This window comes from Chitinimonas koreensis (assembly GCF_014353015.1).
Classification (GTDB): Bacteria; Pseudomonadota; Gammaproteobacteria; order Burkholderiales; family Chitinimonadaceae; genus Chitinimonas; species Chitinimonas koreensis.
Genome location: NZ_CP060704.1, coordinates 1242926 through 1265504 on the forward strand (window position 1 = coordinate 1242926; position 22579 = coordinate 1265504).

The 22579-nt window shown below is 70.1% G+C and carries 19 protein-coding genes and 2 pseudogenes; 15 read left to right on the forward strand and 6 right to left on the reverse strand.

Annotated features, from left to right (window positions below; all coding sequences use genetic code 11):
• Positions 1-317: 317 nt before the first annotated feature.
• From H9L41_RS05265 to H9L41_RS05330, 14 genes and pseudogenes are all read left to right on the forward strand, one after another.
• Positions 318-671, forward strand: coding sequence for a hypothetical protein (locus H9L41_RS05265; protein WP_034608100.1), 354 nt, complete (start codon positions 318-320; stop codon positions 669-671).
• A gap of 98 nt (positions 672-769) precedes the next feature.
• Positions 770-964, forward strand: a complete 195-nt coding sequence (locus H9L41_RS05270) for a YjfB family protein (RefSeq protein WP_028447969.1) — start codon at positions 770-772, stop codon at positions 962-964.
• Between the two features lie 150 nt (positions 965-1114).
• Entirely contained in the window at positions 1115-4261 is a 3147-nt protein-coding gene (gene yoaA / locus H9L41_RS05275; protein ID WP_187523705.1) for a DNA repair helicase YoaA, read from the forward strand.
• Positions 4261-4886 (forward strand): annotated as a pseudogene (tmk, locus tag H9L41_RS05280) (dTMP kinase). Before yoaA ends, tmk begins: the two are co-directional and overlap by 1 nt.
• A gap of 2 nt (positions 4887-4888) precedes the next feature.
• Positions 4889-5899: a DNA polymerase III subunit delta' gene (gene holB, locus H9L41_RS05285; RefSeq protein ID WP_028447966.1), complete on the forward strand. Its 1011-nt coding sequence runs from the start codon at positions 4889-4891 to the stop codon at positions 5897-5899.
• 9 nt (positions 5900-5908) lie between these two features.
• Positions 5909-6286: a PilZ domain-containing protein gene (locus H9L41_RS05290; RefSeq protein WP_028447965.1), complete on the forward strand. Its 378-nt coding sequence runs from the start codon at positions 5909-5911 to the stop codon at positions 6284-6286.
• A 350-nt stretch (positions 6287-6636) separates the two neighbouring features.
• Positions 6637-7410, forward strand: coding sequence for a TatD family hydrolase (locus H9L41_RS05295; RefSeq protein WP_028447964.1), 774 nt, complete (start codon positions 6637-6639; stop codon positions 7408-7410).
• A 125-nt stretch (positions 7411-7535) separates the two neighbouring features.
• Positions 7536-8179, forward strand: a pseudogene (locus tag H9L41_RS05300) (MBL fold metallo-hydrolase).
• A 281-nt stretch (positions 8180-8460) separates the two neighbouring features.
• Positions 8461-9780, forward strand: a complete 1320-nt coding sequence (locus H9L41_RS05305) for an NAD(P)/FAD-dependent oxidoreductase (RefSeq protein WP_028447962.1) — start codon at positions 8461-8463, stop codon at positions 9778-9780.
• A 230-nt stretch (positions 9781-10010) separates the two neighbouring features.
• Positions 10011-10382, forward strand: a complete 372-nt coding sequence (gene rpsF, locus H9L41_RS05310; RefSeq protein WP_028447961.1) for a 30S ribosomal protein S6 — start codon at positions 10011-10013, stop codon at positions 10380-10382.
• Between the two features lie 15 nt (positions 10383-10397).
• Positions 10398-10700: a primosomal replication protein N gene (gene priB, locus H9L41_RS05315; protein WP_028447960.1), complete on the forward strand. Its 303-nt coding sequence runs from the start codon at positions 10398-10400 to the stop codon at positions 10698-10700.
• Positions 10701-10747: 47 nt separating this feature from the next.
• The gene (rpsR, locus tag H9L41_RS05320; RefSeq protein ID WP_028447959.1) at positions 10748-10975 is read left to right on the forward strand and encodes a 30S ribosomal protein S18; all 228 of its coding nucleotides are present in this window, start codon (positions 10748-10750) and stop codon (positions 10973-10975) included.
• 15 nt (positions 10976-10990) lie between these two features.
• A complete protein-coding gene (gene rplI, locus H9L41_RS05325; protein ID WP_028447958.1) occupies positions 10991-11440 on the forward strand; it encodes a 50S ribosomal protein L9 in 450 nt (149 codons plus the stop codon).
• A 163-nt stretch (positions 11441-11603) separates the two neighbouring features.
• Entirely contained in the window at positions 11604-13430 is a 1827-nt protein-coding gene (locus H9L41_RS05330) for a GGDEF domain-containing protein (RefSeq protein WP_028447957.1), read from the forward strand.
• Between the two features lie 217 nt (positions 13431-13647).
• Here H9L41_RS05330 and H9L41_RS05335 read toward each other — a convergent pair whose 3' ends face one another.
• From H9L41_RS05335 to recQ, 6 genes are all read right to left on the reverse strand, one after another.
• Positions 13648-14115: a tRNA (cytidine(34)-2'-O)-methyltransferase gene (locus H9L41_RS05335; protein WP_028447956.1), complete on the reverse strand. Its 468-nt coding sequence runs from the start codon at positions 14113-14115 to the stop codon at positions 13648-13650.
• A 76-nt stretch (positions 14116-14191) separates the two neighbouring features.
• Entirely contained in the window at positions 14192-14695 is a 504-nt protein-coding gene (locus H9L41_RS05340) for a cupin domain-containing protein (protein ID WP_028447955.1), read from the reverse strand.
• Positions 14692-15051, reverse strand: a complete 360-nt coding sequence (locus H9L41_RS24370) for a hypothetical protein (protein WP_265583938.1) — start codon at positions 15049-15051, stop codon at positions 14692-14694. The genes H9L41_RS05340 and H9L41_RS24370 overlap by 4 nt, the downstream gene beginning before the upstream one ends.
• On the reverse strand, positions 14964-16040 hold the full coding sequence (locus H9L41_RS05345) for a GAF domain-containing protein (RefSeq protein WP_265583939.1): 1077 nt from the start codon (positions 16038-16040) through the stop codon (positions 14964-14966). The genes H9L41_RS24370 and H9L41_RS05345 overlap by 88 nt, the downstream gene beginning before the upstream one ends.
• Positions 16037-16528, reverse strand: a complete 492-nt coding sequence (locus H9L41_RS05350; protein WP_034608098.1) for a hypothetical protein — start codon at positions 16526-16528, stop codon at positions 16037-16039. The genes H9L41_RS05345 and H9L41_RS05350 overlap by 4 nt, the downstream gene beginning before the upstream one ends.
• Before the next feature lie 245 nt (positions 16529-16773).
• The gene (recQ, locus tag H9L41_RS05355) at positions 16774-18591 is read right to left on the reverse strand and encodes a DNA helicase RecQ (RefSeq protein WP_028447953.1); all 1818 of its coding nucleotides are present in this window, start codon (positions 18589-18591) and stop codon (positions 16774-16776) included.
• 445 nt (positions 18592-19036) lie between these two features.
• On the opposite strand from recQ, the gene H9L41_RS05360 reads away from it, so the two are divergent.
• Positions 19037-22543: a transglycosylase domain-containing protein gene (locus tag H9L41_RS05360; RefSeq protein WP_265583940.1), complete on the forward strand. Its 3507-nt coding sequence runs from the start codon at positions 19037-19039 to the stop codon at positions 22541-22543.
• Positions 22544-22579: the final 36 nt, after the last annotated feature.

Below are 22579 nucleotides of genomic sequence, written 5' to 3' on the forward strand. Positions count from 1 at the left end.
GTTCGATTATGCGGGAGGTTGGCCGCGTCGCAAAACGCGGGCCCAGGCTGCGCCGGGCGGCCGCGCTGCGGCGCTCCGGATCGGCCTGCGGGTTCGCCCGGATGCCGGTAACTATTTGTAAATCAGGTGTTTGTCGATGATCCGGCATGGCCGGCCGGCGGGGCCGGGAGCGCCGCCGGGCCGCGTCATTGCTCGCAAATTGAATTTGCTTAGCGTTTTCCGGTCAGTCGCGGCGGCCGGTCGCGAGGCGACCGGCGGCGGTCGAGCGGCTAAACTAGCGGCCTTTCCGCCCACTCGCATCCATCCTGGAGTCGTGCATGCCTCGTTTCACCCACCTGTTCCGCCCGCTGCTGGCCGGCGCCGTCGCCCTGCTGCTTGCCGCGCCCGTGCAGGCCGAGGGCAATCCGCCGCTGTCGGAACAGCCCAGTCCCGCCGCGCCGCCGCGCGTCGACAATCCGCTGCCCGGCGACGATCCGGCCGCGGCCGAGCCGGTCGGCTCGCCCAAGCGCCGCGCCAGCGCGCCGCTCAGCAAACGCGAGCGCGCCGCCGCGGCGCGGGCCGCCAAGGGCAAGAAATCGGCCAAGGCCGCCACGGGCAAGAGCCGCGCCAAGGCGGCCAAGCCGGCGGCGCGCGGCAAATCGACCAAGCCGCTCAAGAAACGCCGCAAGTAGCCGATGACACGGCGTGCGCCTGCCCGAGTTCGTTTGGGCGCACGGCACGGGCCGGCGGATCGTTTCGCCGCCGGCCGGTCAAACTGGAAAGGAGGAACATGGACATCTCCAGCCTAGCCAATGCCGCGTCCAATATGGCCGCGGCCAATACTGCCTCGGCGGCGTCGATGCTGACGCTGCGCAAGGCGCTCGACCTGCAGGCGCAGAACGCCGCGACCTTGCTGCAGGCCTTGCCGCAGCCCGCGTCGAGCAATCCGCCCAACCTGGGCAACCTGATCGACGTGCGGGCCTGACCCGGCCGGGCTCGCGCCCGCACACGTCTTTCGCATTGAACGCCGCCCCCGGGCGGCGTTTTTGCTGGCCCCGGCGCGCCGAGGCCATGCCGGCCGCATGGTAGAATCGGCCGGCTTTTCGACACCCACCCCTGCCGGTTTCCCGATTCCGTGACCACCCTCGACGACGTCTTCAGCGAAGGCGGCCTGTTCGCCCAGGCCCTGCCCGGCTACCGCCCGCGCGCGCAGCAGGTGGAGATGGCGCGCGCGGTCGAACAGGCCATCCGCAGCAAGAAGCCGCTGATCGCCGAGGCCGGCACCGGTACCGGCAAGACCTACGCCTACCTGGTGCCGGCGCTGCTGTCGGGCGGCAAGGTGATCGTCTCGACCGGGACCAAGACGCTGCAGGACCAGCTGTTCCACCGCGACCTGCCCAAGGTGCGCGCGGCGCTCAAAGTGCCGGTCACCATCGCGCTGCTCAAGGGCCGCGCCAACTACGTCTGCCGCTACCACCTCGAGCGCGCGGTGGCCGACGGCCGCTTCGGCAGCAAGGAGCAGGTCGCCCAGCTGCACGACATCGTGCGCTTCGCCGCGGTCAGCGCCGACGGCGACAAGTCGGCCTGCAGCAAGGTGCCCGAGTCGTCGCCGGTGTGGCAGCACGCGGTGTCGACGCGCGACAACTGCCTCGGCACCGACTGTCCCAACTACCAGGACTGCTTCGTCATGCAGGCGCGCCGCCAGGCGCTCGATGCCGACGTGGTGGTGGTCAACCATCACCTGTTCTTCGCCGACGTCTGGCTCAAGGACGAAGGCGCCGGCGAGCTGCTGCCGCGCTGCAACACGGTGATCTTCGACGAGGCCCACCAGTTGCCCGAGGTCGCCAGCCTGTTCTTCGGCGAGACCGTGGCCTCGGGCGCGCTGCTCGAGCTGGCGCGCGACAGCCGCGCCGAAGCGCTGTCCGCCGCCAAGGATTTCGTCCACCTGCCGGCCGCCGCGCTGGCGCTGGACAAGGCGGTGCGCGACCTGCGGCTGGTGTTCGGCCAGGAGCCGCTGCGGCTGCCGCAGCATGCGCTGGCCGGCCGGCTCGACTTCATCGAGGCGCTGGCCGAGCTGGAGACCGCGCTCGACGAGCTGGCCGACCGGCTGGCCGACCAGTCCGAGCGCTCCGAAGGCCTCGATGCCTGCCGCCGCCGCGCCCAGGAACAGCTCGGCGTGTTGCGCCGCTGGCGCGAGGGCCTGAGCGCGCCGCCGGTGACCGCGCCCAATGCGCCTGCGGCCAAGCCGGCCGGGACGGCCGACTTGCTGTCCGCGGCCAGCAAGCCGGCAGGGTCCGCGGCCAACAAGTTGGCTGCGTCCACTGCCAACAAGTTGGCAGTGGACAGCAAGGATGGCGAGGGTGCCGACAAGAAGCCGCAGCCGATCGACGCGGTCTACTGGCTCGAAGTCGGCCCGATGGGCTTCCAGCTCAACGCCACGCCGCTCGACATCGCCCGCCTGTTCGCCCGCCAGATGAACCAGGAGCGCGCCTGGATCTTCACCAGCGCCACCCTGGCGATGAACGGCAACTTCAAGCACTACGCCCACGAGATGGGGCTGTGGGACGCCGAGCAGAGCGCCTGGGAGTCGCCGTTCGCCTACAAGAAGCAGGCGGTGCTCTACGTGCCGCAGGGCCTGCCCGATCCGAACAGCCGCGACTACACGCCGGCGGTGGTCGAGGCCGCGCTGCCGCTGCTCGAGCTCAGCGAGGGCCGCGCCTTCCTGCTGTTCACCAGCCTGCGCGCGATGCGCGAGGCCTACGACATCCTGCAGGCGCGGCTGCCGGCCATGGGCCTCAAGTACCCGCTGCTGCTGCAGGGCGAGGGCACCCGCACCGAGCTCCTGGAGCGCTTCCGTACCCTGCCCAACGCCATCCTGGTGGCCAGCCAGACCTTCTGGGAAGGCATCGACGTCAAGGGCGAGCAGCTGCAGCTGGTGGTCATCGACAAGCTGCCGTTCGCGCCGCCGGACGACCCGGTGCTGTCGGCCCGCGTCGACAAGATCAACAAGGCCGGCCGCAATGCCTTCATCGAATACCAGTTGCCGCGCGCGGCGATCACGCTCAAGCAGGGCGCCGGCCGGCTGATCCGCGACGAGCAGGACCGCGGCGTGCTGATGATCGCCGACCCGCGCCTGGTCGAAAAACCCTACGGCAAGCAGATCTGGCAGGCCTTGCCGCCGATGACGCGCACGCGCGAGCTGTCCGTCGTTCAACGCTTCTTCGCCCATATCCGCAATGGCCAAACGCCGATCCCGCCCAAGAAGGCTAAGCGCAGCGGCGCCTTCGGCCGCTTCCTGACCACCTTGTTCCTGCTCGGCTGCCTTGCCGTGGCCGGCGCCGGCGCCTACGTCTGGCGCTACCTCGATACGCCTTACCCGCTGGACGGCGCGCCGCGCGCCTTCGTGCTCGAGCGCGGCATCACCATGAAGATGGCGGCCAACCAGCTGGCCGGCGAAGGCCTGGTGACCGAGCCGTGGCTGCTGGCGCTGGTGGCGCGCGTCAACGGCGCCGCGCCGCGCATCAAGGCCGGCAGCTACGAGCTGAGCCAGCCGGTCAAGCCGCTGCAACTGCTGGCCAAGCTCACCGACGGCGACGTCTCCAGCGCCACGCTGACGGTGGTCGAAGGCTGGAACTGGCGCCAGCTGCGCGCCGCGCTCAATCGCCACCCCGACCTGCGCCACGACAGCGCGGCGATGGACGATGCAGCTTTGCTGGCCGCGGTCGGCGCCCGCGAGCCGCATCCCGAGGGCCTGTTCTTCCCCGACACCTACCACTTCGCCAAGCAGAGTTCGGACATCCATGTGCTCAAGCGCGCCTACAAGGCGATGCAGGCCAAGCTCGACGCCGCCTGGCAGGCGCGCGCGGCCGACCTGCCGCTGGCCTCGCCCTACGAGGCGCTGACGCTGGCCTCGATCGTCGAGAAGGAAACCGGCGCGCCGCGCGACCGCGCGATGATCGCCGCGGTGTTCGAGAACCGCCTGCGCATCGGCATGCGGCTGCAGACCGACCCGACCGTGATCTACGGCCTGGGCGAAGCCTTCGACGGCAACCTCAAGCGCATCCACCTCGAGACCGACACGCCGTACAACAGCTATACCCGCGGCGGCCTGCCGCCGTCGCCGATCTCGATGCCGGGCGAGGCGGCGCTGCTGGCCGCCACCAACCCGGCGCAATCGAAGGCGCTGTATTTCGTCGCCCGCGGCGACGGCACCTCGTATTTCTCCGCGACCCTGGCCGAGCACAACCAGGCGGTGCGGCGCTACCAACTCGGAGCCAAGTGATGTCCCGTGGCCGCTTCATCTCCCTGGAAGGCCTCGACGGCGCCGGCAAGAGCACCCACCTGGCCTGGCTCACCGCCCACCTGGCCGATCGCGGCATCGACCACCGGGTCACCCGCGAGCCCGGCGGCACGCCGCTCGGCGAGCAGTTGCGCGCGCTGCTGCTGGAGCAGTCCATGCACCTCGACACCGAGGCGTTGCTGATGTTCGCCGCGCGGCGCGAGCACCTGGCCCAGGTGATCGAGCCGGCGCTGGCGGCCGGCCGCTGGGTGGTGTGCGATCGCTTCACCGACGCGACCTATGCCTACCAGGTCGGCGGCCGCGGCCTGCCGCTGGCGACCTTCGAAGCGCTCGAACGCGCGGTGCAGGGCCGGCCCGGGGGCTGGTCGAGCCCGAGCTGACGCTGTTGTTCGACGTGCCGCTGGCGGTGAGCCGCGCGCGACTGGCCAACGGCCGCGAACTCGACCGCTTCGAGCGCGAGGCCGACGACTTCTTCGAACGCGTGCGCGCTGCCTACCTGGCCCGCGCCGCCGCCGCGCCGCAGCGCATCCGGGTGGTCGACGCCAGCCGGCCGCTCGACGCGATCCAGGCCGAGCTGGCCGCCATCCTGGCCGGCTTCGGGGGCTGACGATGCTCTATCCCTGGCAACACGCGGCCTGGCAGGCGTTGCTCGAACAGCGCGAGCGGCTGCCGCACGCGCTGCTGCTCACCGGCGAGCCCGGCATCGGCAAGCTGGCCTTCGGCCGCCACCTGGCGCAATCGCTGCTGTGCGAGGCGGCCTCGGCGACCAAGCCCTGCGGCGAGTGCGACGCCTGCCGCTGGTTCCTGGCCGGCAACCATCCCGATTTCCGCGAGCTGGCGCCGGCCAGCGAGGACGAGGGCGAGGAGGAAGAATCGAGGGCCAAGAAGAAGCCGTCGGCCTGGATCACCATCGACCAGGTGCGCGAGCTCAACGATTTCGTCCACCTGACCGCCCACCGCGCCGGCCGCCGCGTCACGCTGGTGCAGCCGGCCGAGACGCTCAACCTGGCCTCGGCCAACGCGCTGCTCAAGACGCTGGAAGAGCCGCCCGAAGGCGCGCTGTTCATCCTGGTCAGCCACCAGTGGCGGCGCCTGCTGCCGACCATCCGCAGCCGCTGCCGCCGGCTCGCGCTGCCGCTGCCCGAGCGCGCCGCCGCGCTCGAGTGGCTGGCGCAGCAGGGCCTGGCCGATGCGGAAGCGCACCTGGCCGAGGCCGGCGGCGCGCCGCTGGCGGCGTTGGAGCGCGCCGACGCGGCCGTGCTGGCGGCGCGGCGCGCCTTCCTGGCCGAGCTGGCCGAACCGCGCCGGCTCGATCCGCTGGCGCTGGCCGAGCGGCTGGACAAGCAGAAAATCGAAGTCGCCCGCGTCACCGACTGGCTGGCGCGCTGGCTGCACGACCTGGCGCGCTTGGGCCTGGCCGACTCCGTCCGCTATTATCCGGACCAAACGGATAGGCTGGCCGCGCTGGCGCGCGCGCTCGACCCGGTCCGGCTGATGCGTTACCACGACGCGGTGATCGAGGCGAAGAAGTTCGCCGGCCATCCGCTCAACGCACGGCTCGTCTACGAGCAATTGCTGTTCGGTTACCAGCAGGCCCTGCGGCCTGTACAAAAAGGATAAGCACGCAACATGTCCGAAGCGCCCAAACCCGCCGCACCGGCCGCCCCGCGCGCTGGCGGCGTGCTTTCGCTCAGCATCAAGGAAAAGGCCGGCCTGTTCGCCGCCTACATGCCCTTCGTCACCGGCGGCGGCATCTTCATCCCGACCGCCAAGGCCTACAGCGTCGGCGACGAGGTGTTCATGCTGCTGCAACTGATGGACGACCCGGCCCGTATCGCGGTGTCGGGCAAGGTGGTCTGGATCACCCCCAACGGCGCCCACGGCAACCGCACCCAGGGCATCGGCGTGCAGTTCTCGGCCAACGAGGCCGGCCAGCAGGCGCGCGCCAAGATCGAGGGCATCCTCGGCGGCGCGCTGCAGTCGAGCCGCACCACCCACACCATGTAGCGCCCGGCCGCCGCCGGAGCGGCTAGAATCGACGGGCGCCGCGGCGCCCGTTGTTCATTCGTCCGCATGCGATTGAAAAAGCTGCGCCCGAGCGTAGCGAGGCTCCCTCTGGCCTACCCCACGAAGTCTTCGACTTCGCGGGGACCCCGGTGGCGGCGAGGCGGGGGAGCGGGAATGGATCAGAAGGGTGCCGGCCGTTCAGCGTCTATCGCGTTTAAGCGCGCGGCTGCGCGGAGTTGTTGCCCGTCCTGGCGGGCTTGCAACGCCGGCCTCCCCTTGCGGGGATTGCCGAGTGCCTGCGCTGCAGGTGGTCCTCGAAATACAGGTAATTCATAGCAAGCGCCCACCCCATGTTCATTGATTCGCACTGCCACATCGATTTTCCCGAGCTCGCCGAGCGCGGCGACGAGCTGATCGCCGCCATGGCCGCCAACCGCGTCAGCCACGCGCTGTGCGTGTCGGTGAACCTGCCGCACTGGCCCAACGTGATCGCCATGGCAGAGCGCTATCCCAACGTCTACGCCTCGGTCGGCGTGCATCCGGACTACGAGGACGAGACCGAGCCGACCGTCGAGCAGCTGGTCGAGCTGGCCCGGCACCCGCGGGTGGTGGCGATCGGCGAGACCGGGCTCGACTACTACCGGCTCGAGGGCGACCTCGAATGGCAGCGCGAGCGCTTCCGCGTGCACATCCGCGCCGCCCGCGCCGCCAACAAGCCGCTGATCGTGCATACCCGTTCGGCTTCGGACGACACGCTGCGCATCATGGCGGAGGAAGGCGCCGCCGAGGCCGGCGGCGTGATGCACTGCTTCACCGAGACCCAGGCGGTGGCCGACGCGGCCATCGCGCAGAACTTCTACATCTCGTTCTCCGGCATCGTCACGTTCAAGAAGGCCGAGGAGCTGAAGGAAGTGGCGCGCACCATCCCGCTCGAACGCATGCTGATCGAGACCGACTCGCCCTATCTCGCGCCGGTGCCGTTCCGCGGCAAGCAGAACCAGCCGGCCTACGTGCGCCACGTCGCCGAGCACATCGCCGACCTGCGCGGCATCGCGGTGGAGGAGGTGGCGGCCGCCACCAGCGCCAACTTCGCCCGGCTGTTCCAGCTCGAGGGGCGGCTGTGAACGGCGGCGCGGACGGCGTCCTGATCCTCGGCTGCGGCTCGAGCGCCGGCACTCCGGCGATCGGCTGCCGCTGCGCCACCTGCACGTCGAGCGATCCGCGCAACCGCCGCACCCGCGCCTCCAGCGTGATCCGCGCCGGCGGCCTGAACTTCCTGATCGACACCGGCCCCGACCTGCGCACCCAGGCGCTGCGCGAAGGCCTGAGCCAGGTCGACGCAGTGCTCTACACCCACCAGCACGCCGACCACCTCAACGGCATCGACGACCTGCGCGCCTTCTGCTGCGTCAACAAGGCGCCGATGCCGGTGTTCGGCAGCGATTTCATGATGCGCGACATCGAGGCGCGCTTTCACTACTGCACGCTGCCGCCGACGCCGTGGTGGGAGACGCCGTCGCTGCAGCTCACCCGCGTCGAAGGTCCGTTCTGCCACCGCGGCGTCGAGATCGTGCCGGTGCCGCTCTTGCACGGCCGCTGGCCGATCCTCGGCTGGCGCATCGGCGGCGCGGCCTATCTGACCGACGTATCCGAGATCCCTGAAGCGAGCTTCGCGCTGCTGCGGGGCTGGACCTGCTGCTGCTCGACTGCCTGCGCGAGCAGCCGCACCGCACCCACTTCGGCTTCGAGCAATCGCTGGCCGCAGCGGCCCGCATCGGCGCGCGCCGTACGGTGCTGATCCACATGACCCACGAGATGGAATACCACGCCTTGTCGGCCCGGCTGCCGGCCGGGGTCGAGGCGGGGTATGACGGGATGTGGTGCGAGGTGTAGCGGGTGAGGCGTGACCCCATCCCCACCCCCGCCCTCCCCTTGAAGGGAGGGAGTGTGTCGCACAAGCCTGAACGATCGCAGGCAATGGAGCCATCGCTGCACGGCTCCTCCCCCTTCAAGGGGAGGCTGGGTGGGGGATGGGTCACACCTCACCCCTAACCCCTCACGCCTCACATCGAGGCGTCCCATCCCCATACGAGAACGTCGCCTCTCGCGCCCAAGTCGCACCTCACATCCCGGCTAGAATGCCCGGGACCCTTATAAAAGTGACGAGGTGGTGCATGAACGAAGGCAAGCACGTCCCCCGTATCGTGATCGTCGGCGGCGGGGCCGGCGGACTGGAGCTGGCGACCCGGCTCGGCGACCGGCTCGGCCGGAAGAAGCGCGCCGAGGTGGTGCTGGTCGACAGCCAGCGCACCCACATCTGGAAGCCGCTGCTGCACCAGCTGGCGGCCGGCAGCTACGACAGCCACGCCGAGGAGATCGAATACCTGGCCCAGGCGCGCTGGCACCACTTCCAGTTCCGCCAGGGCCGGCTGGCCGGCATCGACCGCGACAGCCGCGAGATCCTGCTGGCGCCGCTGACCAACCGCGACGGCGGCGAAGTCCTGCCGGCGCGGCGGCTGGCCTACGACTACCTGGTGATCGCCATCGGCAGCCATACCAACGACTTCGGCACGCCCGGCGTAGCCGAGCACGCGATCTGCCTCGACAGCCCGGCCGCCGCGCGCGAATTCCACGAACGCCTGATCGACGCCTGCCTGCGCGCCCAGACCGAGCAGGTCCAGGCCGGCGACGGCCGGCTGACGGTGGCCATCATCGGCGCCGGCGCCACCGGGGTGGAGCTGGCGGCCGAGCTGCACGCCGCGGCCCAGGTGCTCGGCAGCTTCGGGCTCGAGCATATCGACCCGGACAGCGACCTGAAGATCGTGCTGGTCGAGGCCAGCCCGCGCATCCTGGCGGCGCTGCCCGAGCGGCTGTCGGTGGCGGCGGCGGCCGAGCTGCGCAAGCTGTCGGTCGAGATCCACAGCAACGAGCGGGTGGTGGAAGTGAGCGAGGCCGGCGTGCGCATGCGCAGCGGCAAGTTCATCCCGAGCACGCTCACCGTCTGGGCGGCCGGCATCAAGGCGGCCGACTTCCTCAAGGATTTCGGTGGCCTCGAGACCAACCGCATCAACCAGCTGGTGGTCGACACCACGCTGCGCACCACGCGCGACGAGCGCATCTTCGCCTTCGGCGACTGCGCCGCCTGCCCGACCGACAGCGGCAGCCAGGTGCCGGCCCGCGCGCAGGCGGCGCACCAGCAAGCGCCGCTGCTGGCCGGCAACATCGAGCGCGCGATCGCCGGCAAGCCGCTCAAGCCGTTCCGCTTCCAGGACTACGGCTCGCTGGTGTCGCTGGCCAGCTATTCCTCGGTCGGCTCGCTGATGGGCAGCCTGTCCAAGGGCAGCCTGTTCGTCGAGGGCCAGATCGCCAAGCTGATGTACTGGGGCCTGCACAAGCAGCACCAGATGGCGATGTCGGGGCTATTCCGCACCATCCTGATCACCTGGTCGGAATGGCTGGACCGGGTGCATCGGCCGAAGATCAAGCTGCATTGAACGGCCGTGAAAGGTGAAACGTGAAAGGTGCGCGGCTTCGCCGCGCTGCTCCACGTTTCACCTTTCACCGATGCCGCGCCGGCGGCGAATCACGTTTCACACCCTTGATCGGCGCAAACCGCTGATTATCTTGCCGCCCGGGCCGGATGCCGGCTAGAATGCCGGGCTCTTCACCCCTTGCCTGACCGTTACCGCATGACGGCAGGCTGTTCAATCCGCAAGGAGATCGCATGCGACACTACGAAATCGTGTTCATCGTGCATCCCGATCAAAGCGAGCAAGTGCCCGCCATGATCGAGCGCTACAAGACGATGATTACCAACGACGGCGGCAAGATCCACCGCCTGGAAGACTGGGGCCGTCGCCAGATGGCTTACCCGATCCAGAAGATGCACAAGGCACACTACGTGCTGATGAACATCGAGATCGGCCAAGCCACCCTGGACGAGCTCGAACACGCCTTCAAGTTCAACGACGCCGTGCTGCGCCACCTGACCCTCAAGGTCGAGCGCGTCATCACCGAGCCGTCGCCGATGATGAAGGAAGAGAAGTCCAAGTCGCTGACCCCGGCCCCCGAGGCCAAGGAAGCGGCGGCCGCCTAAGCCAATAGGCTCCGCTTGAGCGCGCGCAACCAGGTCGTCGCCCACGGCAAGCTGTTCGAAGTCGGCGCCCTGCGCTACACCCCGGCCGGTATCCCGGCGGTCGAATTCAGGCTGATGCACGAATCGACCCAGCTGGAAGCCGGCGTGGAGCGCAAGGTGCAGTGCGAAATGCCCTGCATCTGCCTGGGCAAGCAGGCCGAGACGCTGGCGCGGCTCGCGGCGGATGCGGAAATCGTGGTCAAAGGTTTCCTCGCCGCACGCAGCCAGCGCTACCGCCACAGCCTGGTGCTTCACGTCACCGACTGGAAGCGCGCCTAGACCCGCTCGAGCTACCCAACCAGTTTTCAGAATTCAACGAGGTCATCATGTCCCGTAACCTGTTCAAGCGCCGGAAGTTCTGCCGCTTCACCGCCGAAGGCATCAAGGAAGTCGATTACAAGGATGTCAACCTGCTGAAGGATTTCATCAGCGAGAACGGCAAGATCATCCCGGCCCGCATCACCGGCACCAAGGCCCGCTACCAGCGTCAGCTGTCGGACGCCATCAAGCGCGCCCGTTTCCTGGCCCTGATGCCTTACACCGACAAGCACTAAGCCGGAGCCGCCAACATGCAAATCATTCTGCTCGAAAAAGTGGCCAACCTCGGCAGCCTGGGCGATATCGTCAAGGTCAAGGACGGCTACGCCCGTAACTTCCTGATCCCGCAAGGCAAGGCCAAGCGCGCCACCGACGCCAACCTGAAGCAATTCGAAGTCCGCCGCGCCGAGCTCGAGAAGCAGCAGGCCGATATCCTGGCCGAGGCGCAAGCCCGTGCCGAGAAGCTGACCGACTACGCCGCGACCGTCGCCCAGAAGGCCGGCGTCGATGGCCGCCTGTTCGGCTCGGTCACCAACCACGACATCGCCGAAGCCGTCACCAAGGCTTCGGGCGTGCCCGTCACCAAGATGGAAGTGCGTCTGCCGGACGGCCCGCTCAAGGCCATCGGCGAGTACGAAGTCGCGCTGGCGCTGCACCACGACGTGGTCGTGAACGTGAAGATCACCGTCGTCGGCGAATAAGCCCAGCGACAGCGGTCCGCAAAACGGGGATTCGAGCGATCGGATCCCCGTTTTTCTTTGTCCGCCGCCAAGAAGGTCCGCAGTACGGCAAGGGCGGCAGTGATAGCATGCGCGGACAATTTATAATTCGCCGTGCAGTCCGTCGCTGCCCCGCTCCCGCGCCATGAATCCCAAGCTCCTCAATCCGACCGACATCGCCCGCGAGACGCTGCGCCAGCTCGCCGCGCGCCGCATCGCGCCCACGCCCGAACGCTACGAGGAGCTGTACCACGAGATCGCCGGCGAGGGCTCCCAGCCCAATCCGCAGGCGACGCTGGCCGGCGAGCTGGTCCGCGCGCTCAAGGCGCTGCCGCGCCAGAACGGCGACCTGCTGCGGCTGACCAGCCAGGCCGAGCGGCTGAGCCAGGCCAAGGAATGGGCGCAGCTGGTGCCGGTGGTGGTGCAGGCGATCGAGACCCAGGACGGCCAGGCCAGCCTGGCGCGCAACTGGTCGGAGCTGATCCACGAGCTGATCAACCAGTGGGAGTTGCGCAGCCCGCACTTCACCTCGGCGCGCAAGCGCGAGTCGCTGGCCAAGGTGCTGCTCAACTTCGGCAATTACCCGAACCTGCTCAACGAAAAGCTCGACGCGCTGGTGCGCAGCTGGAGCGAAGGCGCCAGCGGCGGCAGCCAGATCGACGTGGCTGGGATCGACGCCAGCGGCGAAGCGCGGGCGCCGGGCGCCGTCGACGCCGCCGGTCCCGCCCTGGCCGCGGTGCCGGCCAGCGGCCTCGACTGGCAGCGCTGGCGCGAACTGCTGGTGCAGACGCTGCGCCACGGCCTGGCCGACCGGCTGCAGGGCATGCCGGACCTGGCCGAGGAAGCGATCAGCCTGGCCCTGGCGGCCGAGACCGCGGCCAGCGAACAGGCGCTCGACCTCTTGGTGCAGCGCCTGCGCAAGTTCTGGATCCAGCTCGAGCTGCGCAGCGAGCGCGACAACCGCATCACCAGCGGCCTGGTGAACCTGCTGGTGCTGCTCAGCGACAATATGGCGGCGCTGTCGGGCGACGATGAATGGGTCAGCGGCCAGCTGGCGGTGGTGCGCGACATCCTGTCGCGGCCGCTCAGCGTGACCCGGCTCTACGAGGTCGAGGCCGGCTTCAAGGAGGTGGTGTTCAAGCAGGGCCAGCTGCGCCACAGCCTCGACGATGCGCAGGAACGCATCAAGCACATGCTGTCGCTGTTCATCGACCGGCTCGGCAGCATGGCCGACACCACCGGCGGCTACCACGACCGCATCGAGGCCTACGCCAGCCGCATCGCTTCGGCCCAGCACATCACCGACCTGCAGCAGCTGCTCGACGAGCTGATGCAGGACACCCGCGTGATGCAGCTCGACATGGCGCGCTCGCGCGAGGAACTGCTGGCCGCGCGCCACGACGCCGAGGCGGCCAGCCAGCGGGTGGCCGAGCTCGAGCAGGAATTGCGCGCGATCAGCGAGAAGGTGCGCGAGGACCAGCTGACCGGCGCGCTGAACCGGCGCGGCTTCGAGGAAGCCTTCGCCACCGAGATCGCCCGCGCCGAGCGCAGCAGCAAGTCGCTGTGCCTGGCGCTGCTCGACATCGACAATTTCAAGAAGCTCAACGACCAGCGCGGCCACCAGGCCGGCGACGATGCGCTGGTGCACCTGGTGGCGGTGATCCGCGACGTGCTGCGGCCGACCGACGTGATCGCGCGCTACGGCGGCGAGGAATTCGTGGTGCTGCTGCCCGAGACGGCGCTGTCCGAGGCGGCCAACACCATGCGCCGGGTGCAGCGCGAGCTGACCAAGCGTTTCTTCCTGCACAACAACGAGCGCGTGCTGATCACCTTCTCGGCCGGCGTGACGCGCTTCGTCGCCGACGAGCACCCCGAGGCGACGCTAGAGCGCGCCGACCAGGCGATGTACGAGGCCAAGAAGTCGGGCAAGAACCAGGTGATCGTGGCCGAGGCGGGCAAAGCCGCAGGCTGACGGTTCTCGCCGTGTCCCGATGCTCGGGAGCCTGTAGGAGCGGCTTCAGCCGCGAATTTCCGCTCGGTTCACTTTCCGCCATTCGCGGCTGAAGCCGCGCCTACAAAACCCCGGGCTTGGCTGCGGCGGGCGATGCGCCCGTAGCTCGGGCTTTACGCCCGACTGCGCCGCTCATCGAGGTCGCGCCGCCCCGCCGAACCGATCCCTCACCCGCCGCTCACTCCGCCGCGCCGGCGAACCCCTGCTGCCGCCAGGCCTCGAACACCGTCACCGCCACCGCGTTGGACAGGTTGAGACTGCGGTTGTCCGGCCGCATCGGCAGCCGGATGCGGCGCTCGGGCGGAAAGCCGTCGCGCAGCTCGGCCGGCAGGCCGGCCGATTCGCGGCCGAACAGGAACACGTCGCCGGGCTGGAAGGCGATGCGGTCGTGGCGGGTCGAGCCGCGGGTGGTCAGCGCGAAGATGCGGCGGCCGGCAAGCGCGGCCTGGCAGGCGGCCCAGTCCTCGTGCACCCGCATCTCGGCGTACTCGTGGTAGTCGAGCCCGGCGCGGCGCATCCTGGCGTCGTCGAGCGGGAAGCCGAGCGGCTTGACCAGGTGCAGCTCGCAGCCGGTATTGGCGCACAGGCGGATGACGTTGCCGGTGTTGGGCGGGATTTCGGGCTGGAACAGGACGACGGCGAACATGCGGGGCGATCTGGCTAATGAATTCGGCGGGTGGGACAAGCGCCCCTACAGGCGCGAACAGCGCGGACTGGTGATATCAGGGCGTCTCGCGCTGCGCATCGGGCAGCCCGTCGTGGCCGCCGTCGGGCCGTGCCGGCGCGTCGGACCAGTGCAGCGCGCCGATCTCGGCATTGCGGGCCGGGTGGCGCGGGTAGTGCACCCGGTTGTCGGCGCGCTTGCACTCGCCGACCACCAGCAGCCGCACCGGCTGCGCGGTGTTGTTGATGAAGGTGTGCGCCAGGCCGTCGCCGGGCGGGAAGCCGACGCCGTCGCCCGGCCGCAGCTGGTGCAGCGTGCCGTCGAGCCAGACCTCGGGCTCGCCCTCGATCACGTAGACGAACTCCTCCTCGGTGCTTTCCGCGTGCGGCCAGGAGGTGCGTCGGCCGGGCGGCAGCAGCTCGTGATGGATGCCGATGCGCTGCAGGCCGAACACCCGGCCGAACGGCGAGCCGACGCTCAGCAGTTCGGTGCTGCCGGGGTAGTGGCTGTCGTCGGCTTCCTGGATCTCGCTGTAGTGCTTGATGCAATCGGGGCGATTCATGCTTGTTGCTCCTCCACGTCGACCAGGCTGACCGGCCGGTCGAGCCGCAGCGCGAAGCGGCCGCGGCCGAGCTTCTCGATGCGCAGCCAGTCGCAGCGCTCGCCCAGGCGGCGCTGCAGCAGGATCAGCCGGGTTTCCAAATTGTCGTCCAGATCGGGCAGCCGCAGCCGCGGATCGAGCCGCAGCGCACGGTTGCTCGACTCGGCCCGGCCTTCGCGCACCAGGTCGTTGATCAGCAGCCACAGCACCGCGCCGGCCACGCCCTTGATCAGGTAGTCGTCGTCGAGGAACACGCTCTGGGTGGTGGCGAAATAACGCACCGCGACCGGGCGGCCGGCCGGTGCGATGGCGTCCATCGGGGCGGCGGCAGCGGTTCGGGGATCTCGACCGGCCGGATCAGGCAGCGCATCACCACGCCGAGCTGCTGGGCGATGGTGACCAGCGCATCCTCGTCCTGGTGGTCGAAGCGGCCTTCCTCGGCGCTCTCGACGTAGAGCACGCCGGCCAGCCAGTCGCCGGCCTCGATCGGCGCGGCCAGCTGGCTCTGCGGATCGATCAGGCCGGGGAAGCTGATCTCGGTATCGAGCGGGATCAGGCCGTCGCGCGCGGCGGCGGCGCGTACCGCGCGGCCGTAGGCGTATTCGGCCGCCGGCCAGTTGAGCCGGATCGGGGTGCGCTGCTGCGCCGCCACGCCGATCACGCCCTCGCCGAGCGCGACCTCGGAGCCGACGCCGGACTGGGCATAGCCATGGCTGGCCACGGTGTAGAGCCACTGGCCCGATTCGTCGCTGCACAGCACCAGCGCATGCTGCATGCCGAACAGCTCGGCCAGCCCCTCGAGCACCAGGTCCAGCGCCGTCTCGAGCTCGTCGGCGGCCGCCAGCCGGCGCGACAGCGTGCGCAATGCGGCCAGCCGGTCGCGCCGCCGCTCGGGCTGCGGCCGGCAGGGGCCGGGCACGGCCTCGATCGCCGCCACCTTGTAGACGTCGGCGCCCAGCAGGCGGAACACGCCGGCCATGCCGGTATGCGAGGCGATGCTGGCCAGCCGCGCACGCATGCATTCGAACAGCGGGCCTTCCGATTCGGTGCGCGCGTATTCGATCGCCAGCCGGTAGCGCGCGCCGCTGCACGGGTCGAGCAGCAGCAGCGAGCCGGCCGGGTTGGCCAGGATGTTCTCGCGCGTCTTGTTGAGGAACTGGAAGCTCAGCGCGACATGCTCGTCGTCGACGAAATGGACCTGCGAGACGCAGGTGACGTTAGGCGTGCCGTCGGTGGAGCAGGTGGCCAGCAGCGCCGGCGCGGCGCCCTCGAAACAGCGCCGCAGCTGGTCCAGCCGCGGCGTCATGGGCGTCGCTCCAGCGGCGCGCCGGCGCGCGGGCCGGGCGTCTGGCTGTAGGCCTCGGCCGGGGTGAAGCGGATCGCCGCCAGGTCGTCGGCGGCGCAGGCGTAGCAACTGCGCAGCGTCGCTTCGTCGAAGTCCAGCCCGACCAGCTCGGCGATCAGCCGGTCGAGCTGCCCGCTGGCGGCGGCCTGGTCGTCGTCGTCCGCGGCGATCTCGTGCGCGTCGTGGCCCTTGAGCTGGATGGTGCGGTGGCTGCTCGGCTCGGAGAACACCGCCGCCAGCTGGCCGTTGTCGGCCAGGTGCTCGAACAGCGGCAGCGCCTGGCTGCGCGGTAGCAGCACGACGAGGCTGCGCCGGTCGGCCGCCACCCGGCAGGCGACGGCGCGGGCGACGAAGGGGTGCAGCAGCACGTCGCGGCTGGCGAGCGTGATGCTGCGGCCGCCTTCGAGAAACGCGGCCAGCGCGTCGTCGAGGGGAAGAATGCCTGTCATGGACGAAATTGGACCCAGTGGGTCGATCCGCAGTATGGGCGGCGCAGGGCGCCGCACCGGTTGTTGTTGTTTCCCGCCTCCGGGGGCGGCACGGCGGCGCCGGCCGTCGAGGGCCGCTGGGCCGGTCTGCGCCGGCCTCGGCGCTGGGCCGTGCGAGCCGCGATTGTATGTGAGTTACCTGTCCGGGTCGCCCTACCCGGATGTCATGGCTGGCCAGTGTTACGCGATTGCGACGCTGGCCGCGCTCAATCGGCGCCGTGCAGCACGTCGAGGAAGGCCAGCCCGTAGCGGTCGAGCTTCTGCGCGCCGACGCCGGAGATGTGGGCCATGTCGCTCAGCGTGGCCGGCCGCGCGTCGAGCATCGCCTTGAGCGTGGCGTCGGAGAAGATCAGGTAGGCCGGCACGCTCTGCGCGTCGGCGAGCTCGCGCCGCTTCTGCCGCAGCCGCTGCCACAGCGGCTCGTCGGCGGGCGCGATGTCGAGGCTGGCGGCCGAGCGCTTCTTGTCGCGCTCGCTCTTGTCGCGCTTGCGCTTCTCCGGCAGGCCGCGCAGGTGCAACTCCAGCTCGCCGCGCAGCAGGGGCCGCGCCGCGTCGGTCAGGTGCAGGGTGCCGTAGCCCTCGCTGTCGGTGGCCAGGTAGCCGCCGGCCAGCAACTGGCGGAACACCGAGCGCCAGGCCGCCTCGGGCAGCTCGCGGCCGATGCCGAAGGTGGTGACGCGGTCGTGGAAGTGCTGCTTGACCTTCTCGGTCTCGCGGCCCAGCAGCACGTCGATGATGTGGCCGGCGCCGAAGCGCTGGCCGGTGCGGAAGGTGCAGCTCAGCGCCTTGCGGGCGGCGTCGGTGGCGTCCCAGGTGGTCGGCGGCTTGATGCAGTTGTCGCAGTTGCCGCACGGCGCGCTCTGCTCGCCGAAATAGCCGAGGATCACCTGGCGGCGGCACTGGGTGGTCTCGGCCAGGCCCAGCATGGCGTTGAGCTTCTGCCGTTCGATCTGCTTCTGGGCCTCGGGCGCCTGGCCGCTCTCGATCATGTCCTTGAGCTGCATCACGTCGTTGAGGCCATAGGCCAGCCAGGCGTTGGACGGCAGGCCGTCGCGGCCGGCGCGGCCGGTCTCCTGGTAGTAGCCCTCCAGGCTCTTGGGCAGGTCGATATGGGCGACGAAGCGCACGTCGGGCTTGTCGATGCCCATGCCGAAGGCGATGGTGGCCGCCATCACGATGCCGTCCTCGCGCAGGAAGCGGGTCTGGTTGCGCGCGCGCGTCTCGGCGTCGAGGCCGGCGTGGTAGGGCAGGGCGGTGATGCCGTGCTCGTTGAGGAAGGCCGCGGTCTCCTCCACCCGCTTGCGGCTCAGGCAATAGACGATGCCGGTGTCGCCCTCGTGCTCGCGCTCGATGAATTCGAGCAGCTGGCGGCGGGCGTTGTCCTTCTCGACGATGGCGTAGCGGATATTGGGCCGGTCGAAGCTCGACACGAACTCGGCCGCGTCCTCCAGCGCCAGCCGCTGCACGATCTCGCGCCGGGTGGCGGCGTCGGCGGTGGCGGTCAGCGCGATGCGCGGCACCTCGGGGAAGCGCTCGTGCAGCGTCGACAGGCCGATGTATTCGGGCCGGAAATCGTGGCCCCACTGGCTCACGCAGTGCGCCTCGTCGATGGCGAACAGCGCCACCGGCGCGCTCTCCAGCAGGCCCAGGCAGCGCGGCGTCAGCAGCCGCTCGGGCGCGACGTAGAGCAATTTGAGCTGGCCCGACAGGAACTTGCGCTCGACTTCGCGGGCCTCTTCCAGCGACAGCGTGGAATTGAGGAAGGCCGCCTCGATACCGAGCTGGTGCAGGCCCTCGACCTGGTCCTGCATCAGCGCGATCAGCGGCGATACCACCACCGCGCAGCCTTGCCGCAGCAGCGCCGGGATCTGGTAGCACAGCGACTTGCCGCCGCCGGTGGGCATCAGCACCAGCGCGTCGCCGCCGTTGGCCACGTGCTCGACGATCTCGCCCTGGCGGCCGCGGAAGGCCTCGTAGCCGAACACGGTTTGCAGCAGGTCGAGGGCGGAGCGGGCGGGGGACACGGCGGGTCTGGGGCGGGGTGGGGGTGTGGAAGCCGCGCATTATACCCGCCGCCCCCGCCTGCGCGCCGGGCGCTTGCTGCGTTGCGGCTGGACGGGAGCGTGTTTGCTGCATCGCGGCAACGGGCGGGCGGGGTGGGTGAGCGGCTGCTTGCGTGGGGGTTGGCTTGGCAGCCATAACGAATGAGAAGGGCGCAGGTCGTAGTAAGCCCCTCTCCCGCCGGGAGAGGGGTTGGGGAGCCCGGCACAGGGTGAGGGAGCGGCGGTTCGGGTATTCACTGTCTGTACCTGCGAGAACCGTAACGGTGGGATGACATGGCGCAGCGACAACCTGAACGGACGCTCCCTCATCCCCGGCCCTTCTCCCGGTGGGAGAAGGGAGCAAGACGGGTCTGCAACGGGTATGCGGACGACGTGATTCCATAAAGCAAACAAGAGGGGGAACTGCATGGCCAAGGAGGGCAAGGCCCATGGCGAGAGGCGCAAGCGCGGCGATCAGCGGCGGCGGCCCGATGCATTCCTGCGGCGCCGCGAGGATGCCCCGACGGCGCCCAGGCCGGCCGCCGCACGGCTGCACTACCGCCCCAGCCCGCATGCCGCGGCGCGGGCGCCCGGCGCCTTCTGGACCGCCTTCCTAGCCGGCAACGGCCAGCGCCTGCTGAAGCGCGGCCGGAAGCCGCAGCGGACGGCGGCACCCGAAGCCGGGCCCATCGCTCCTTCGCTCGCGCCCGCAGCGGCGACCGAACCCGGCGCCGAATCCCTGCCCGAGACTGTTGCGGTGCCCATGGGCGAGCCTGCCGCAACGCCGGCCGGCGAGCCTGTCGGCGAGCCCGTCGGCGAGCCGCTGCCCGCCCTGTTGGCGCCGCCGCTCGATCAGGACGCGCCTGCGCCGACCATCGAACCCGGCTTCGCATCTGTCGACGAGCCTGCCGGCGCACCCACCGCCACCACCCCAGCCGATCCTGCCGGAACACCCGCCGAGCCCGTCACCGAGCCCACCGCCGAACCGCTGCCCGCCCTGCTTGCCCCGCCGGCCGCCGCCGCGCCCAAGCCACGCCATCGCCGCCGCTGGCGCCTGGCGATCGGCCTGCTGCTGATCGCCGCGCTGCTCACCGCCGCCATCGTCGCCGCCCGCCGCGAGATGAACGAATCGCCGCTGCAGGCGCGCTGGCTGGCCGGCATCGGCCGCCACATTGCCTTCGCCCCGGCGCCCGGTGCCAACCCGGACATCCGTTACCCCGGCGACGGCCCCTACGACCAGCGGCTCGGCTACAGCCAGCTGCCGGGCTACCTGAAGCGGCTGCAAGGCCAGGACTATGCGGTGACGACGCAGGCGCGCAGTTCGGCGCAACTGGTCGAAGCGATCGACCACGGCCTGTTCACGCCCTACCGGGAGAAATCGCAGGCCGGCCTGACGATCCTGGAGCGCTACGGCCGGCCGCTGTTCGCCGCACGCTACCCCGAGCGCGTCTACACCCGCATGGAAGACGTGCCGCCCATCCTGGTGCAGGCGTTGCTGTTCACCGAGAACCGCGAGCTGCTCACCCCGCAGGCGCCGACCAGCAACCCGGCAGTCGAATGGGACCGGCTGGCCTGGGCGGTGGCCGCCCGGATCGGCCGGGTGATCGACTCCGACCTCGACGCCCCCGGCGGCAGCACGCTGGCCACCCAGATCGAGAAATACCGTCACTCGCCCGGCGGCCGCACCGACAGCGCCGGCGAGAAGCTGCGGCAGATGGCCTCGGCCTCGCTGCGCGTCTACCTCGACGGCGAGGACACCCGGCCGGCGCGGCGCCGCATCGTGGTCGACTACCTCAACACCGTGCCCTTGAGCGCCAAGCCCGGCTACGGCGAGGTGAACGGCCTCGGCGACGGGCTGTGGGCCTGGTACGGCCGCGACTTCGCCGAGGTGAACCGGCTGCTGGCCGGCCGCGGCCACGAGCCGGCCCGCGCGCTGGCCTTCAAGCAGGCGCTGAGCCTGATCATCTCGCAGCGGCGGCCGTCCTATTACCTCGGCAACGCGGCCAGCCGGCTCGAATCGCTGACCGACAGCTACCTGCGCATCCTGGCCGCCCAGGGCGTCATCGCCCCGGCGCTGCGCGACGCCGCGCTGGCGCAGCGGCTGGTGCCGGGCCGCTTGCCGCCGCCGCCGCCAGCTGCCTTCGTCGAGCACAAGGCCGCCAACGCCATCCGCATCGACCTGGCCGGCCGGCTCGGCATCGACAAGCTGTACGAACTCGACCGGCTCGACCTGACCGCGCACAGCACGCTCGACGGCAAGCTGCAGCAGGCCGTCACCGAAGTGCTGCGCGGCCTGCGCGACCCGGCCACCGCGCGCGCTGCCGGCCTGGTCGGCCCGCGCCTCCTGGAGCGCGGCGACCCGGCCAAGGTGATCTACAGCTTCGTGCTGTTCGAACGCGGCCGCGATTTCAACCGCGTGCGGGTGCAGACCGACAACTACGACCAGCCGCTCGACATCAACGAAGGCACCAAGCTCGACCTCGGCTCGACCGCCAAGCTGCGCACCCTGGTCAGCTACCTCGACGCGGTGGCCGAGCTGCACGCGCGCTGGTCGGTGCTGCCGGCAGCCGAACTGGCCAAGGCCGGCGGCGACGAGCCCGACATGATCAGCCGCTGGGCGCGCGACTGGCTGGCCCGCGCGCCGGACCGCAGCCTGCCGGCGATGCTGGACGGCGCGCTCGAGCGCAACTACTCGGCCAGCCCCGCCGAGCGCTTCTTCACCGGCGGCGGCATGCACACCTTCGAGAACTTCAAGCACGAGGACGACGGCCGGGTGATGAGCGTGCGCGAGGCGCTGCGCAACTCGGTGAACCTGGTGTTCATCCGGCTGATGCGCGACGTGGTGCGCTACCACATGCAGCAGCTGACCGGCTCGACCGCGACGATGCTGGCCGACGTGCGCGACCCGCGCCGGCAGGCCTACCTGGCCCGTTTCGCCGACCGCGAGGGGCTGGTGTTCCTGCAGCGCTACCAGGACAAGTACCGCGGCCTCAAGCCCGACCAGGTCGACGCCATGCTGGTGAAGAGCGCGCGCCAGACGCCGCGCGCGCTGGCGACCATCTTCCGCACGCTCTACCCCGAAGCCGACCAGGCCGCCATGGCCGCCTTCCTGGCCCGCTACGGCGCTGCCGCCAGCCCGCAGCAGCTGGCGCGGCTGTACGAGGAGCAGGCGCCGGGCAAGTTCGACCTCGGCGACCGCGGCTACCTGGCCCGGCTGCATCCGCTCGAACTGTGGCTGGCGGCCTACCTCAAGGCGCATCCGCAGGCGCGCTGGGCCGAGCTGGTCAAGGCCAGCGCCGCCGAGCGCCAGGATGCCTATAGCTGGCTGTTCAAGCCGCGGCAGAAGCGCGCCCAGGACAGCCGCATCCGCCAGATGCTGGAAGCCGACGGCTTCGCCCGGCTGCTCAAGCAATGGCAGCGGGTCGGCTACCCGTTCGACGCGCTGGTGCCGTCCTACGCCACCGCGCTCGGCGCCTCGGCCGACCGGCCGGCGGCGCTGTCGGAGCTGATGGGCATCCTGCTCAACGACGGCTTGCGGCTGCCGTCCACCCGGATCGAACGGCTGCATTTCGCCGCCGCCACGCCTTACGAGACGGCGCTGGCGCGGCAGCCGGCCTTGCCGCAGCGGGTGCTGCCGGCCGAGGTGGCGCGTGCGGCTCGGGAGGCGCTAAGAGCGGTGGTGGAGAGCGGGACGGCGAGCCGGCTGAACGGGGTGTTCAAGGATGCCAATGGGCAGCCGCTGGCGGTGGGCGGGAAGACGGGGACCGGGGATCACCGCTACGACACTTATGGGAAGGGCGGGGTGTTGCTGTCTTCGCGGGTGGTGAGTCGGTCGGGGACGTTTGTGTTCTATATTGGGGATCGGTATTTCGGGACGTTGACGGCGCATGTGCGGGGCCGGAGGCGGCGGGGTATAGCTTTACCAGTGCGTTGACTACGCAGATTTTGAAGGTGTTGGCGCCGAGTTTGC

Coding starts and splice junctions, on each gene's coding strand:
- H9L41_RS05265 (WP_034608100.1), top strand. CDS start 318: ATGCCTCGTTTCACCCACCTGTTCCGCCCGCTGCTGGCCGGCGCCGTC.
- H9L41_RS05270 (WP_028447969.1), top strand. CDS start 770: ATGGACATCTCCAGCCTAGCCAATGCCGCGTCCAATATGGCCGCGGCC.
- holB (WP_028447966.1), top strand. CDS start 4,889: ATGCTCTATCCCTGGCAACACGCGGCCTGGCAGGCGTTGCTCGAACAG.
- H9L41_RS05290 (WP_028447965.1), top strand. CDS start 5,909: ATGTCCGAAGCGCCCAAACCCGCCGCACCGGCCGCCCCGCGCGCTGGC.
- H9L41_RS05295 (WP_028447964.1), top strand. CDS start 6,637: ATGTTCATTGATTCGCACTGCCACATCGATTTTCCCGAGCTCGCCGAG.
- H9L41_RS05305 (WP_028447962.1), top strand. CDS start 8,461: ATGAACGAAGGCAAGCACGTCCCCCGTATCGTGATCGTCGGCGGCGGG.
- rpsF (WP_028447961.1), top strand. CDS start 10,011: ATGCGACACTACGAAATCGTGTTCATCGTGCATCCCGATCAAAGCGAG.
- rpsR (WP_028447959.1), top strand. CDS start 10,748: ATGTCCCGTAACCTGTTCAAGCGCCGGAAGTTCTGCCGCTTCACCGCC.
- rplI (WP_028447958.1), top strand. CDS start 10,991: ATGCAAATCATTCTGCTCGAAAAAGTGGCCAACCTCGGCAGCCTGGGC.
- H9L41_RS05330 (WP_028447957.1), top strand. CDS start 11,604: ATGAATCCCAAGCTCCTCAATCCGACCGACATCGCCCGCGAGACGCTG.
- H9L41_RS05335 (WP_028447956.1), bottom strand. CDS start 14,115: ATGTTCGCCGTCGTCCTGTTCCAGCCCGAAATCCCGCCCAACACCGGC.
- H9L41_RS05340 (WP_028447955.1), bottom strand. CDS start 14,695: ATGAATCGCCCCGATTGCATCAAGCACTACAGCGAGATCCAGGAAGCC.
- H9L41_RS24370 (WP_265583938.1), bottom strand. CDS start 15,051: ATGGACGCCATCGCACCGGCCGGCCGCCCGGTCGCGGTGCGTTATTTC.
- H9L41_RS05345 (WP_265583939.1), bottom strand. CDS start 16,040: ATGACGCCGCGGCTGGACCAGCTGCGGCGCTGTTTCGAGGGCGCCGCG.
- H9L41_RS05350 (WP_034608098.1), bottom strand. CDS start 16,528: ATGACAGGCATTCTTCCCCTCGACGACGCGCTGGCCGCGTTTCTCGAA.
- H9L41_RS05360 (WP_265583940.1), top strand. CDS start 19,037: ATGGCCAAGGAGGGCAAGGCCCATGGCGAGAGGCGCAAGCGCGGCGAT.